Genomic DNA, 14,635 nt, shown 5'->3' with positions numbered 1-14,635 from the left:
AGAAGCGAAGCTTTTTTATGAATTTATAATTAGAGCGGATTATTCTATTACCATTTTCTTTGTATCAATCTTTTGACTACCAACATAAAGAGTATAGTAGTAAACTCCTGCTGCCAGACCATCACTATTGATATTCATTTCTGCATCTCCTCTATCATTTAGTGTAATATTAGAAATTACCTTACCACTAGTATCGCTAAATACCATTGCTGCGTTACTTACTCCTAATGGTAAGTAATATTTAATAGAAGATGTACTATTAAATGGGTTAGGAATATTCTGATATAAGATCGCTGTCTTTGCTTTTCCTTCTGGTACTTCTTCTATATCCAAGGTTGAACAAGCACAGTCTTCCAATGCTTGCAGACGCGTTAACACATCTGTCATCTGAGTTTGTAATGTAGCTACCTCATCTTCTGCTGCGGTTAAATCAGATTGTAATGTCGAAATCAATGGAGAAAGATCTACTGTAGCAGACGCTCCGTTCTCAATCTGAATCGTAAGATCTGAACCTAATAAGGTTGCTCCGGTAATATCCTGATTATCGCTACTTAGATACGCAGAAAGATCCACAGTATTTGTACTACCTGAGATACTCAACGTATTATTAGTTAATGATAAATCTTGACTATCCGTGTTATCCAAATAACCCGAAAGATCAACTGTGGTTCCATCATTGGTTAAACTTAGTGTGTTATTTGATAACTCTAAGTCCTGAGCATCTGTGTTATCTAAATAACCCGATAAGTCTATAGTTCCTGAATCTCCTGAAATACTTAAGGTGTTGGTCGCTAAAGATAATGCCTGAGCATCTGTATTATCCAAATATCCTGAAAGATCAACCGTGGTTCCATCATTGGTTAAACTTAGTGTGTTACTTGATAACTCTAAGTCCTGAGCATCGGTGTTATCTAAATAACCAGATAAGTCTATAGTTCCTGAATCTCCTGAAATACTTAAGGTATTGGTTGCTAATGATAATGCCTGAGCATCTGTATTATCTAAATATCCTGAAAGATCAACCGTGGTTCCATCATTGGTTAAACTTAGTGTGTTATTTGATAACTCCAAGTCCTGAGCATCTGTGTTATCTAAATAACCAGATAAGTCTATAGTTCCTGAATCCCCTGAGATACTTAAGGTATTGGTTGCTAATGATAATGCCTGAGCATCTGTATTATCTAAATACCCAGAAAGATCAACCGTAGCCGTTCCTCCTGATATACTCAATGTATTAGTTGCAAAAGATAGCTCCTGATTATCTGTTTGTGTAGCCCAAGTAAGTGCTCCAGATCCATCTGTAGTTAATACTTGTGCCGAAGTACCATCAACAATAGGGAACTCATATGCCCCTGCGATATTTAGACTATTGGCAATTTGTAATTTACCGGTATTATCCATTCCTGCAATAGGGATCTCTCCATTAAGACCCCAGGTCCATCCTCTTCCAGCTATATTCAATGTAGTATTTTTAATACTACGACCAGTAACCGGACCGTAGTGATAATCCGAAGAACCTCCTGCGGATATCTGATAGTCGTCACTCCCATAAAAACGAATACCACTCCCACTCCCTTCAAAATTAATCATGTTGGTATCCATATCTAATACAGTAGTAGCGGTATGATTCCCAAGATCATCGGCAATAGTACTATTCCATTGTGTTCCATCCCAAGTATGTAACGTTTTTATATCCGTATCATAGACCATCAACCCTTCTTCTGAAGCAGCCAGGTTGTTTCCGAGTGAACTTCGTTCTCCAGTGGTCATACTGTTGATCAACAAACCTTTATTGGTACCTGAAAGTTCTAAGGATGCATTCGAGCTAGGTGTGTCAGTACCAATACCCACACTTAATGGATTGGTAGCTCCTCCTAACACCATCGTATTAGCATTAGCTGCGGTTGCTGCATTACCAATAGCAATAGCATTATCACCACTCACAATAGCATTATATCCTATAGCAATATTATTAGTGGCATCAGGATCTCCATTAGTATTATCGATCACATCATTAGAGGCAGCGCCCGTTCCTATAACGATAGCTCCCGCATTTTCTGAGACTACATTTCTCCCCAATGCAACCACTTCTGCCTGACTTACATTTATAAGATCTCCAATCCCTATAGAATGATCATCTGATATATTGTTTTGATATCCAATCCCAATGGAGTAATCAGCATTAGCACTCATTGTTCCCTGATATCCCACACCTATAGCACCTGTAGCATTTAAGATATCGACTTCATTACCCACAGCAATACCATATCGCCCATCTACTCTGGTAGAATACCCTATTAGCGTAACATCATTATTACCAGCATCTGCATTGGCTCCTATAAAAGTTGCTCTACTGGTATTAGTACTTGTTCCAAGCTGAGTTCCTACAGGGCTAGGTTGCCCTGAACTTCCAAAACTAGCAAAAGATCCCATCCCTACATTATCTTCACCCTGACGGTTACTAGAACCTGTTAATACTCCCACATAGGTATTTCTATTAGCATCACCAGTATTATTGGTACGGTTATTATCATACCCCGCTCTTACTCCAATAAAAGTATTAAAATCTGCGTACTCTGTAGCGGCACCAGATGCCTGACCTACAAAAGTATTATAGATCCCTGTCCCGTTATCAAGCCCGGCAGAATCTCCAATAAAGGTATTATTATACCCATCTTTATTATCATATCCTGCTATATTTCCAAAAAAAGCATTTTTATACCCTGTGGTATTGGATCTACCTGCCTGATTCCCTACAAAGGTATTATCATTGGCAGTGGTATTATAATACCCAGCATCTTCACCGATAAAAACATTGTCATCTCCATCTGTATTTCTATATCCTGCTTGTTCCCCAATAAAAGTATTATCTAATCCTGTAGTATTATCAATACCTGCTTCTGAACCTATAAAAGTATTATCGGTACCTGTATTGTTATAACCAGCCCATTTACCAATAAATGTATTATCGGTTCCTGTGGTATTAGCATACCCTGCAGAACGACCAATAAAAGTGTTATCTGAGGAATTAGTTGAGCTAAATCCTGCACGTGCACCTATCATAACGTTAAGGGAACCTGAGGATAAACTATACGCTGCAGAATCACCAAGCATGACATTATAATCACCAGTGGTTATAGAAACTCCTGCCTGTTGTCCTAAAGATTCATTTGCGGTTTGGGCTTGGGTGCTAATGCCAGCACAAAATAGTATAGCAACTATACCGTTTAGTAGTTGTTTTTTCATAGAGGGGCAGATTTAAAGGGTTATTAATCTGTAATTCGCAAATATACGAATTCCCAAAACAATGTTAATATTTTTTAAAACAAAAATATTAACATTGCTAAAAAAACAAACGATTGATCATTAAGTCTTTATAAAACAAAATCACTATACAAACTAGCTGAACCCATTATAATTATGGTAAAAAAAAGGGCTTTTATTTTTTTTATTCTATCACCATTTTCTTTGTATCAACCTTTTGACCGCTAACATAAAGAGTATAATAGTAAACTCCTGCTGCCAGACCATCACTGTTGATATTCATTTCTGCATCACCTCTATCATTCAGTATACTATTAGAAATTACCTTACCACTAGTATCACTAAACACCATTGCTGCACTACTTACTCCTAATGGCAAATAATATTTAATAGAGGATGTTCCATTAAACGGATTTGGAATATTCTGATATAAGATCGCTGTTTTTGCTTTTCCTTCTGGTACTTCTTCTATATCAAGGGTTGAACAAGCACAGTCTTCTAATGCTTCCATGCGTGTGATCAGATCATTAATCTGATTTTGCTGAGCAGTATTTTCATTTTCTAATGCAGTCAAAACAGGTGAAAGATCTACCGTAGCAGATGCTCCATTTTCAATCTGAATCGTTAGATCGTTTCCGGATAATACGGCTCCGGTAATATCCTGATTATCGCTACTTAGATAAGCAGAAAGGTCGACAGTATTTGTACTACCTGAGATACTCAACGTATTATTAGTTAATGATAAATCTTGACTATCCGTGTTATCCAAATATCCTGATAAATCAACCGTTGTTCCATCATTAGTTAAACTCAGTGTATTACTTGATAATTCCAAGTCCTGAGCATCTGTATTATCTAAATAACCAGATAAGTCTATAGTTCCCGAATCTCCTGAAATACTTAAGGTATTGGTTGCTAACGATAATGCCTGAGCATCTGTATTATCTAAATAATCAGATAAGTCTATACTTCCTGCATCTCCTGAAATACTTAAGGTATTTGTTGCTAAAGATAATGCTTGAGCATCCGTGTTATCCAAATATCCTGATAAATCAACCGTTGTTCCATCATTAGTTAGACTCAGTGTATTACTTGATAATTCCAAGTCCTGAGCATCTGTATTATCTAAATAGCCAGATAAATCTATAGTTCCTGCATCTCCTGAAATACTTAAGGTATTTGTTGCTAACGATAACGCCTGAGCGTCCGTATTATCTAAATAACCAGATAAGTCTATAGTTCCTGCATCTCCTGATATGCTTAAATTATTGGTAGCTAAGGATAATGCTTGCGCATCTGTATTATCTAAATAACCAGATAGGTCGATTGTCCCTGCATCTCCCGAAATACTTAAGCTATTGGTAGCCAACGTTAGTGCCTGAGCATCTGTGTTATCTAAATACTCTGAAAGATCAACTGTAGCTGTTCCTCCTGATATACTTAATGTATTTGTTGCAAAAGATAGTTCCTGATTATCTGTTTGTGTAGCCCATGTTAGTACTCCAGCACCATCTGTAGTTAATACTTGTGTCGTAGTACCATCCGTATTAGGTAAGGTATACGCTCCAACAGTCATCGTATTGGCTATTTGCAATTTACCTGTATTATCCATTGCTGCAATAGGAGTTTCCCCATTAAGACCCCAGGTCCATCCTCTTCCAGCTGCATTGAACGTGGTATTTTTAATACTACGGCCAGTAACCGGACCATAATTATAATCCGAACCACCTCCTGCGGATATCTGATAGTTGTCATCTCCATAAAAACGAATACCGCTCCCACTTTCTTCAAAACTAATCATGTTAGTATCCATATCTAATACAGTAGTAGCAGTATGATTTCCTAAATCATCGGCAATAGTACTATTCCATTGTGTTCCATCCCAAGTATGTAACGTTTTTATTTCTGTATCATATACCATCATTCCTTCGTCAGTAACCGAAAGATTACCTCCTAAGGATGTCCTCTGATTAGTTGTCAAACGATTAATCAATAATCCCTTATTGGTACCAGCCAATTCTAGACCAGCATTAGCACTAGGCGTATCGGTACCAACACCAACACTTACAGGATTAGTAGCACCTCCTAGTACCATTGTATTATTATTTACAGCTGTAGCAGCATTACCTATAGCAATGGCATTACCACCGCTTACTATAGTACTTGTTCCTATAGCGATATTATCTGTAATATCTTCATCACCACCTGAATTATCAATCACATCATTAGATTGTGCTCCTTCGCCAATAACAATAGCGCGAGTATTTTGTGCAACAGTATTTCCTCCTATAGCAATAGCCAGGTCTTTGCTTACATTTGCCAAATATCCAATTCCTATAGAATGATCATCTGATATATTATTTTGATATCCAATTCCAATGGAGTAATCTGCATTAGCACTCATTGTTCCCTGATACCCCATACCAATAGCACCTGTAGCATTGTCGATATCTACTTCGTTACCCACAGCTATACCATATCTCCCATCTACTCTGGTAGAATACCCTACTAGCGTAACATCATTATTACCAGCATCTGCATTCGCACCTATAAAAGTAGTTCTACTCCTAACAGTGCTGGTTCCTAGTGTAGTACCAACGGGAGTAGGTTGTCCTGAAGTACCAAAACTAGCAAAAGCACCCATCCCAACATTATCCTCTCCTGTACGGTTACTAGAACCTGTTAGCACTCCAACATAGGTATTCCTATTAGCATTACCGGTAGCATTATTACGATTATTATCATACCCTGCTCGTACTCCTATAAATGTATTAAAATCTGCATACTCTGTTGCTGCTCCAGAAGCTTGTCCTACAAAAGTATTATAGATCCCTGTCCCATTATCAAGCCCGGCAGAATCTCCAATAAAGGTGTTATTGTATCCGTCTTTATTATCATATCCTGCTACATTACCAAAAAAGGCATTTTTATATCCTGTGGTATTGGATCTACCAGCCGTATTACCAACAAAAGTATTATCATCGGCAGTGGTATTATAATACCCTGCATCTTCACCGATAAATACATTGTCATCACCATCAGTGTTATAAAATCCTGACTCTTCCCCAATAAAAACATTGTCAACTCCTGTGGTGTTAGTCATTCCAGCATTAGTCCCTATAAATGTACCATCCGTAGCGGTATTATTAAGACCTGCAAATTTACCTATAAAAGTGTTATCTACTCCTGTGGTATTAGCATATCCGGCAGAACGACCAATAAAGGTATTATCTGAGGAATTAGTTGAGCTAAATCCTGCACGTGCACCTATCATAACGTTAAGGGAACCTGATGACAAGCTATAAGCTGCAGAATCACCAAGCATGACATTATAATCACCAGTGGTTATAGAAACTCCTGCCTGTTGTCCTAAAGATTCATTTGCGGTTTGGGCTTGGGTGCTAATGCTAGCACAAAACAGTATAGCAACTATACAGTTTAGTAGTTGTTTTTTCATAGAGGGGCAGATTTAAAGGGTTATTAATCTGTAATTCACGAATATACGAATTCTTAAAATACTGTTAACGCTTTTATATTAAAAAGTATTAACAGTAAAAAACAAACATACTGTATAAATTCCCTAAAGCCATTATAATTATGGTGGCAAAAAGTGGCAATTTGGTTTTTCTTATAGATATCACAAGCGAAACTAGTATACCATTAAACCTGTTCTTGAAAAGAATAAAATAGTGTTCACGAACACTTCTAACACTAATTTTATGTTTTTAGCAATGGAATTTTAAACCTATATTGCTGTTCAAAATTTAAGCGCTTTGGAAAAAGAAACTAAAACCTTATGCTTTATCTTATTAGGTTTTGTCCTGATACATTGTTGTGGATTATTATTTCCGGATTACTGGTGGAGTGTGCATTTTATAAAATTTATTTCGCCCATTTTTCAGATCATACTTCTTTTAGTAATCAGTTGGTTTGGGTTTAAGATAATTCGTTCCGCTAAAACGAATCCTGAGAAAACAAGCACATTACATATTCAACCTAAGAGCATTGTTTTTATCAGTGTTGTTTTCTTAGTGTCTGCTTTAGTTTTTGCTATGGTTAAGGACTTTTATGGTGATGCCTATAAATTCAATAAGTTTTTACCTAAAATTCCTCCTGTTATTCCAAAGGGTACAAACGAGAAGTTTTTCACCTATAGCTTAACACCTTGGGCAGGAGAAGGCACAATCCTGGCAGTTATTACCTATATGGCCTATTATTTCCAGATAACCTATAAAACGGCTTTCTTGATTTTTGATGCTGTTTTTGGAGGACTTTTTGTTTTTACATGGCTACATTTTATTCATAGTTTTATAAAAACAAATACCTGGAAAATTATTCTTGCTTTAGCCGGAATTACTGCACCATTTATGTTAGCCTTCTTTGGGCATATCGAGATTTATGCACCTGTATTTTTTATCAATTTGCTATGGATTTATCTCGCTTTACTATATATAAAAACCGAAAAAAAATACTTGCTTTGGACGCTTCCTATCGTTTTATTAATAGGACTTAAACTTCATTCTATTGCTGTTTTATGTATCCCTGGGTTACTTCTTTTATTTTGGAAACGATATAAAGGTACGTATCCTAACTGGAAACAAGTAAGCTACTTTATCATTGCACCAATTTTTGTGATCGGAGCAATTATGTACTTCTTTGTTTTTGAAGACCATATTGATGATCGAAGCCTTCAGCGTAACGCGATGGCTTTTGAACATATTTTTTTACCACTATTTTCTCCTGAAGCTCCTTTGGATCAGTATAACTTGCTAAGCTTTAATCATTTTTTTGATTTCCTCTCTGTGATTTTGCTATGGTCACCAATTGCATTATTGTTAATTGCTTTGTTCCTAATACTAAAACGAAAAGAAATTGACTGGAATACTCCAAAAATAATCCTTTCGGGTCTTTGTCTACTTCTGTTTGTTGCTTTCTTTTTTGTTGTCAACCCATTATTGGGTCTGCCAATTGATTGGGATTTATTTTCGCTTCCAGCACCCTTTTTACTTGCCTTTACAGTAATTCTTACTGCACAGTTAGAAGAAAAAATTGCTCCTCGCTCTATTTTATATGCTTCCGGTATATTAGTCACGCTAAGTCTACCCATTTTTATTGTACATCAATCAGAAAAATCAGTATCAAAAAGATTAGAAAGTGTAGCAGTAAGAATGTTTGACACCTATTATGAATGGACTGCACAAACTGTGGAAAATGCCTTTTCTCTGGATGATGAATATCGAATTAATCGATTAGAACGCGGAGAAGCATTTATCAAAAAATTAACTCCAAAAGCGCAAAAAGGAATTGATTATGAATATTGTGCATTACTAATCGATCAAGGGAGGTATTTTCTTAGAATACAAAATAACCCTACTAAAGCACTAGCGTTATTTTCATTGGCACAAGAATATGCTCCGGCAAACAATGCTAAGCTATTGTCATTAGAAGCCTATTTTGCACTTAACCAATATCAAAACGCTTTCGAAATTTCTAAAGAATTGGTGCAACTACAATTTCCTAATCCAAGAAAAGCACTTAAAATGAGTTTACATTGTGCATTAGAAGCGGAACTATATACCGATGCTTTTGAGATCAGTAAAATAATCTTAAAAAATTGGCCTGACGATGAAGCTTCTAAAGAAGTATTTCAGCGACTGAGTACTAATAGCAGAATTAAAGAATTGAAATTTTTGTTTGCAAATGCGTATAGAAAATAAAACCTTTTTATTAAAAATATTGATAGTATTGCTCATCTGCTATTGCTAATAACTCTTTATCTCCATTGCTGTTTCCATAAGCATAGCAATAGGTCACTGCATCTAAGTCATATCTTTCTTTTATTCGACTTACTTTTTCTGGCCCATTACAGTTTTTACCCGCTAACTTACCCGTAATTTTATCTTGCTGAATTTCCAACTCAGAAGCAATGATTTCAATACCAAGTTCATCACACCAGGGTTTTATCCATTGCGAGATAGATGCGGTAACCACCACAACCCTATGACTTTGATTTTTATGCCATTGAATTCTCTTCAATGCTTTAGAAAAAATAATGTCCGACAGCTTATGTTCACAATACTCTATTCCTAGTTTTTTGAATTCTTGCGCTGTAGTTCCTTTGTAATAATGTGAGATAAAAAGCTCTTTTAATTTTTGATCAGATACCCACTTTAATTTATACCCTAATATATAGTAGGAATACATAAACAGTCCTACCCATAATTGCAACTTTCCGTGAGTAAAAGATATAAAATCCAGAAAGCTGTCTTTTCTGGTAATGGTACCATCAAAATCAAAAAAAGCAACGATCATAGGTTCATTTTTTTGAAAATAAATTCTGGTATCATTTTGATTATCAACATAATATACCTCCAAGTCCATTTCACATAAAGCACATTCTTCTTTTTCCTCTGCGCTTTAAAGACCGATTTAGCTACTTGATCAGGTTGTATCGATAATAGTTTTGGCAATTCTAAATGTGCAGTCATTTTGGTGTATACAAAACCTGGTTTAACAGTCAAAACATGTACTCCTTTCTTAGCTAATCGAGCTCTTACACCACTCAAATAGGACGTAAAACCAGCTTTGGCACTACCATAAAAATAGTTACTTTTTCTACCACGATCTCCAGCTACAGAACTGACCCCAATAATAAAACCTTCTTGTATTTGTTCTAGGTATGAAGCACAAATACTTAAAATATTTACACAACCAACATAATTTGTATTTATAATTAAATTAGCTTCATTCGTATCTCGTTCTGCTACTTCTTGATCACCGAGATATCCTATACAAGAGATAACCCCAAAAGGTTTTGTTTTTAGATTTTCGAAAAATATATCGTGTGTATCTAATTGTAATACATCAAAATCTTCTAATTGCACAGAAATTGTATGCTCTTCTTCAATCGATTTTTTGAAATCTAACAAAACATTGATTTCTCTTCCGGCTAAAATAAGATGATATCCGTTCTTAGCATATACCACTGCCAAAGCTTTAGCGATATCACTTTTTGCGCCTAAGATTAGTACATATTTCATTTAATTATAACAATTTAAGTGGTTCTACAAACCTAACCTTTTTGATTGTAATGATTGTAATCTTTCCAATTTGTATTGTTTTCTGATGTTTTTAAAAGCTACTAACTTAGGATATCCTGTTTCGAAAAAAGCTTTGCTCATTCTGGCATCTTTTGCTAGATATCCTCTTCCCTCATATCCAACAACAATCTTATCCAATTGATTCAAAAAATCAAACACTCCTTTTTTTATTTTAAAATCCATTGCAATAGTGTATCCTTCTAGAGGAAATGATAGATAATTCTCATTTTCTTTTCCTAATAGTTTCAACACTGTTAAGTAAGAAACATGGTTGCTTTTAACAACAGCGTCCAGAAGTTCCATAATACCTTGATATGCATTTTTCTTTGGGATCACTACCTGATACTGTAAAAATCCTTTGCTACCATAAATTCGATTCCAGTTATCTACCGCATCCAATGGATAGAAGAAGGAGTCTAACGAAACTTTTTCAGAAGTTTTTGTATAACTTCGATAGTAGTATTTATTGTAAACAGCAATACTCCAGGGATTCAGTAAAAAGGATGGAAACCATGTAGGAACATTTATTTTTTTCCGAAAAGAAAACTCGAAGTTATTATCCTTAGCATGTTCCCCTACTAAAAGCAATCCTTTTCCTGTATTTGCTTTTTTTGCCAGCGCATCTATCCAGGCCACAGTATAACTTGCTTCTTGATTTTCTTCAAAGGCCCTAAAGGTTTCTTTAAGATTATTGGTTTGTATGGTATATTGATCTATAAAAGCACTTTTTATAGGTAACAGCTGAATCGTAGCTTCCAGAATTACTCCTGTCAATCCCATTCCACCGCAAGTTGCTCTAAAAAGTTCTGCATTCTCATTTTTAGAACAATTTAGTATGTCTCCTTCTGGTAGAGCTAGTTTTAAGGATATCACGTGATGGCTAAAACACCCATTTTTATGATGGTTTTTGCCATGGACATCTGCAGCAATTGCTCCGCCTACTGTAATATATTTTGTTCCTGGTGTAACCGGAAGAAACCATTTATCAGGAAGTATTTCTACTATAATATCCGATAACAGAGCTCCAGATTCACATTGCAAAATTCCTTTTTGAATATCAAAAGAGAGGATTTTATTGGATTGGATAGTCATAAGGGAATTTTCGTGCAATGCACAATCTCCATAACTTCTTCCATTTCCGTGAGAGATATATTCTTTGTCTTTTACAGAAGCTGGAAGTGTTCCAGACTTCATAAAATGTAACTGGGATTTAATTTTATGATAATTTCCCCAAGATCCTATATTCTTTATATGTTTTAGAATAGTACTCATATATACTTTAGGATTATAAATGAAGAAATCCATAATAAAATAATACACTGTAATTTCCAATCTCCTATAACAATCGCTGTAGGATCTTTGTATTTTTTACTGGATCTAACAACCCGAATATACCTGATAATCCCAACTATTACCCAAATACTTGTTATAAAGACAAAAGAACTACCTACTCGATCTATTACTTCTTTACTTATAGTATAAAAGGTATAAGTAATGCCAATTATTGTAGCCAAACTAAATATAATCCTATCAATAGCTATAACGGAAAATATTCGAATATTTTGAGCCTTCAATCCATTTGCATTAGCCAATACTACATCTGCCCTTCGTTTAGAAAAACCTAAAAATAAGGATAGCAGAAACGTCATTATTAATATCCACGAGGATGCAGAGATATCCGTTGCATAACTTCCGGCAAGAATTCGAAGTACAAACCCGAATGATATGAGCAACACATCTATAATTGGAACTTTTTTTAGATATAAGTTATAAAACACATTGATAATTAAATAGCTTATAAAAACATAAAATAGCGCTGTATTAACCATGTAAGTAATCGTCAAACTGATGAGCATTAATAGTATTCCAATGACAAAGGCTTTTTTAACAGATATCGCTCCAGATGGTAATGGCCTAAGTTTTTTAACAGGGTGTTTTTGATCGGATTTTAAATCAAAAATATCATTAAATATATATACACTACTGGCGATTAAACAAAATAAGACAAAAGATATAAATGCATTTTTAATGGTTCCTATATCAAACTGAAAACCAAAAAACAACGGTGCAAAAATGAATAGATTTTTTATATAATTATCTACCCTAAATAATGAAGAATATGTTTTAATGGTTTTTATCAACGCTTTTTTATCAGTTTAATTACTTCTTCCTTTTGTTGTATTGTAAAATTATTAGTATTATTTAATTGAATACTTTTTTCTAAGTCTGTTAATGCATCTTTATAATTACCACTTAATTTATATAATAATCCACGATTTAGATACACCAAATAATTCTCGGGATCATATTTTTGAGCTTGGTTAAAATTAAACAAAGCAGTTTCAAATTGTCCTTGATTCATCAAAATAATTCCAAGATTAATATAAGCATCTATTTGATGGCTATCTAATCGAATAGCTTCATTAAAATCATCCATAGCTTTAGCATAATCTCCTGAATCAATATATGTATTCCCTCTTAACGCATAGGCACTAGCCATTTTTGGATTGATTTTGATTACATTAGTAAACCCTATAATAGCTCTTTCTTTTTCTCCTAGAAGCATAAACGATTTCGCTTTTACAAAATAGGCTTTATCCATACGATTATTTAACGATAATGCTGTAGTTGCATCGTTAATTGCTTTTTTATATTTTCCAATCTTTTCATACAATGATGCCCTATTAAGATATGCAATAGCATCTTTGGGTTTTAAAAGAATGGAGGTGTTAAAATCTTTTAGCGCCTTATCCAATTGCCCCAATTCCGTATATACTATTCCTCGGTTCTGATATGCCTGAAAAGACTTATCATTATACACTATGGTTTGAGTATATTCTTGTATGGCTTCTTCCTTTCTTCCTTGTTTCTCATATATATATCCCCGATTATAAAAGGCTAAGTAATAGTCAGGTTTTAACGCTATTGCTTTATTACAATCTTGTAAAGCTTCTTTTAATCTACCTTTATTGATTCTATATTCTGATCTATTGACATAGGATACAAAATAATTCGGATAATATTTGATTACTCTGTTCCACGCTGTTTCAGAATTTTTATACGTCTGAACATACGAAAATGTAATACTAGATAGCACTACTACAAAACTTATCGCCACTACTACTATAGGAGTTTTTAGTTTTGGTTTATAATTTAATAACCAAACTACTCCTACCGATAGTATATAAAATATCCCGAAATAAGGGAGATACGTAAAACGATCTGCAGTAACCGAAACTGCAAATGACAACACCTGAATTACAGGGATTAATGTGATAAAGAAAAAGCCAAAACCAAAGACCATTTTTCTGGCTGTTTTAATTTTATAAAAACAATATATCGCAATTGCTAATACAGGTATAGCTGCTGCAGAAAAATACCACGGAACCGCCGTTCCTGATGGTGTAGGATATGGGTGTAACATACTAAGATGATATGGAATAAATACCTTTATTAAATAGGTTAAATATCCATAAAACCCAACGCTTAACGAATCTAATACCGAGTAGAATTCTCGGTATAACAATGCTTCTCCTTCATCTTGGGCTTTAATAGAAATATAGGTGAATATGACACTCAAAACCAAAAATGGAATTTTCTCAACAAATAATCTTACGGTATCTTTTCGCTTTCTTAAGTAATCAAAAGCCCATAAAATTAATGGAAAAGTCAATGCCGATCCTTTTGACAATAATGATAGTATGTATAACAAAAAACAGAGTCCCAAGTAATACCATCTAGGACGCTTTCCGTCTTTTTGAAGATAATATGTATAAGCAATTAGACCTGCAATATAAAACAATGTATACAACAGCTCTTTTCTTGATGTAATCCATGCTATTGATTCTACGTGCATAGGGTGAATACCAAATAACAATGAAGTTCCAAAGGCTACCCAAGTATCTTTAGAAAGTCGTAATGCTAAGCAAAAAACCAAGGCTACAACAATGAGGTGTAAAAGTAGATTCGTCCAATGGTAAAGTGTAGGCTCTAATCCAACCATATGATAATCCAACCCCCAAGAAAGAAGAACAACTGGATTATAAGAGCCATTTACATGTGATGTCGTAAACATTTGTTGTATCCCTTTCCAGGAGAAGTCTCTTATCAAAAAATTGTCTAGTATATAAATAGGATCGTCGAGATTAGTCCAATCATTTCTTAATGTTGGCAGCAATACTATAAAAGTAATCATCAAAATAATGACCAGAAAAGTATACTGTTTATTCATATACCAAGGTTTGTCTCTATTCCAACGAAAATAAGAGTAA

Annotated in this window: 8 protein-coding genes; 1 reads left to right on the top strand and 7 read right to left on the bottom strand. The window is 34.7% G+C overall.

What is annotated here, in order from left to right; genetic code table 11:
* Window positions 1-39: 39 nt before the first annotated feature.
* Both Q0975_RS23950 and Q0975_RS23945 read right to left on the bottom strand, forming a co-directional pair.
* The gene (locus Q0975_RS23950) at window positions 40-3,246 is read right to left on the bottom strand and encodes a T9SS type A sorting domain-containing protein (RefSeq protein WP_299441844.1); all 3,207 of its coding nucleotides are present in this window, start codon (window positions 3,244-3,246) and stop codon (window positions 40-42) included.
* Between the two features lie 202 nt (window positions 3,247-3,448).
* Window positions 3,449-6,721 carry a T9SS type A sorting domain-containing protein gene (locus Q0975_RS23945; RefSeq protein ID WP_299441841.1) on the bottom strand — a complete coding sequence of 1,091 codons (3,273 nt, stop codon included), beginning with the start codon at window positions 6,719-6,721 and terminating at the stop codon, window positions 3,449-3,451.
* A gap of 316 nt (window positions 6,722-7,037) precedes the next feature.
* Here Q0975_RS23945 and Q0975_RS23940 point away from each other — a divergent pair, with 316 nt between their 5' ends.
* Window positions 7,038-8,981, top strand: coding sequence for a hypothetical protein (locus Q0975_RS23940; RefSeq protein ID WP_299441838.1), 1,944 nt, complete (start codon window positions 7,038-7,040; stop codon window positions 8,979-8,981).
* Window positions 8,982-8,991: 10 nt separating this feature from the next.
* Here the strand turns inward: Q0975_RS23940 and Q0975_RS23935 are convergent, their stop codons facing one another.
* From Q0975_RS23935 to Q0975_RS23915, 5 genes are read right to left on the bottom strand one after another with little or no spacing between them, the layout of a single operon-like run.
* Window positions 8,992-9,576, bottom strand: coding sequence for an HAD-IB family hydrolase (locus tag Q0975_RS23935; protein WP_299441835.1), 585 nt, complete (start codon window positions 9,574-9,576; stop codon window positions 8,992-8,994).
* Window positions 9,573-10,304, bottom strand: coding sequence for an SDR family oxidoreductase (locus tag Q0975_RS23930; protein ID WP_299441832.1), 732 nt, complete (start codon window positions 10,302-10,304; stop codon window positions 9,573-9,575). Before Q0975_RS23930 ends, Q0975_RS23935 begins: the two co-directional genes overlap by 4 nt.
* A 24-nt stretch (window positions 10,305-10,328) precedes the next feature.
* A complete protein-coding gene (locus Q0975_RS23925; protein ID WP_299441829.1) occupies window positions 10,329-11,636 on the bottom strand; it encodes an FAD-binding oxidoreductase in 1,308 nt (435 codons plus the stop codon).
* A complete protein-coding gene (locus Q0975_RS23920; protein ID WP_299441826.1) occupies window positions 11,633-12,505 on the bottom strand; it encodes a UbiA prenyltransferase family protein in 873 nt (290 codons plus the stop codon). The genes Q0975_RS23925 and Q0975_RS23920 overlap by 4 nt, the downstream gene beginning before the upstream one ends.
* The gene (locus tag Q0975_RS23915) at window positions 12,502-14,595 is read right to left on the bottom strand and encodes a tetratricopeptide repeat protein (RefSeq protein WP_299441823.1); all 2,094 of its coding nucleotides are present in this window, start codon (window positions 14,593-14,595) and stop codon (window positions 12,502-12,504) included. Before Q0975_RS23915 ends, Q0975_RS23920 begins: the two co-directional genes overlap by 4 nt.
* Window positions 14,596-14,635: the final 40 nt, after the last annotated feature.

It is taken from the genome of uncultured Aquimarina sp., from assembly GCF_947500065.1.
Taxonomy (GTDB): Bacteria; Bacteroidota; Bacteroidia; order Flavobacteriales; family Flavobacteriaceae; genus Aquimarina.
Note: the sequence above shows the minus strand (reverse complement) of the source record. Positions and strands in the feature narration are given on the sequence as shown.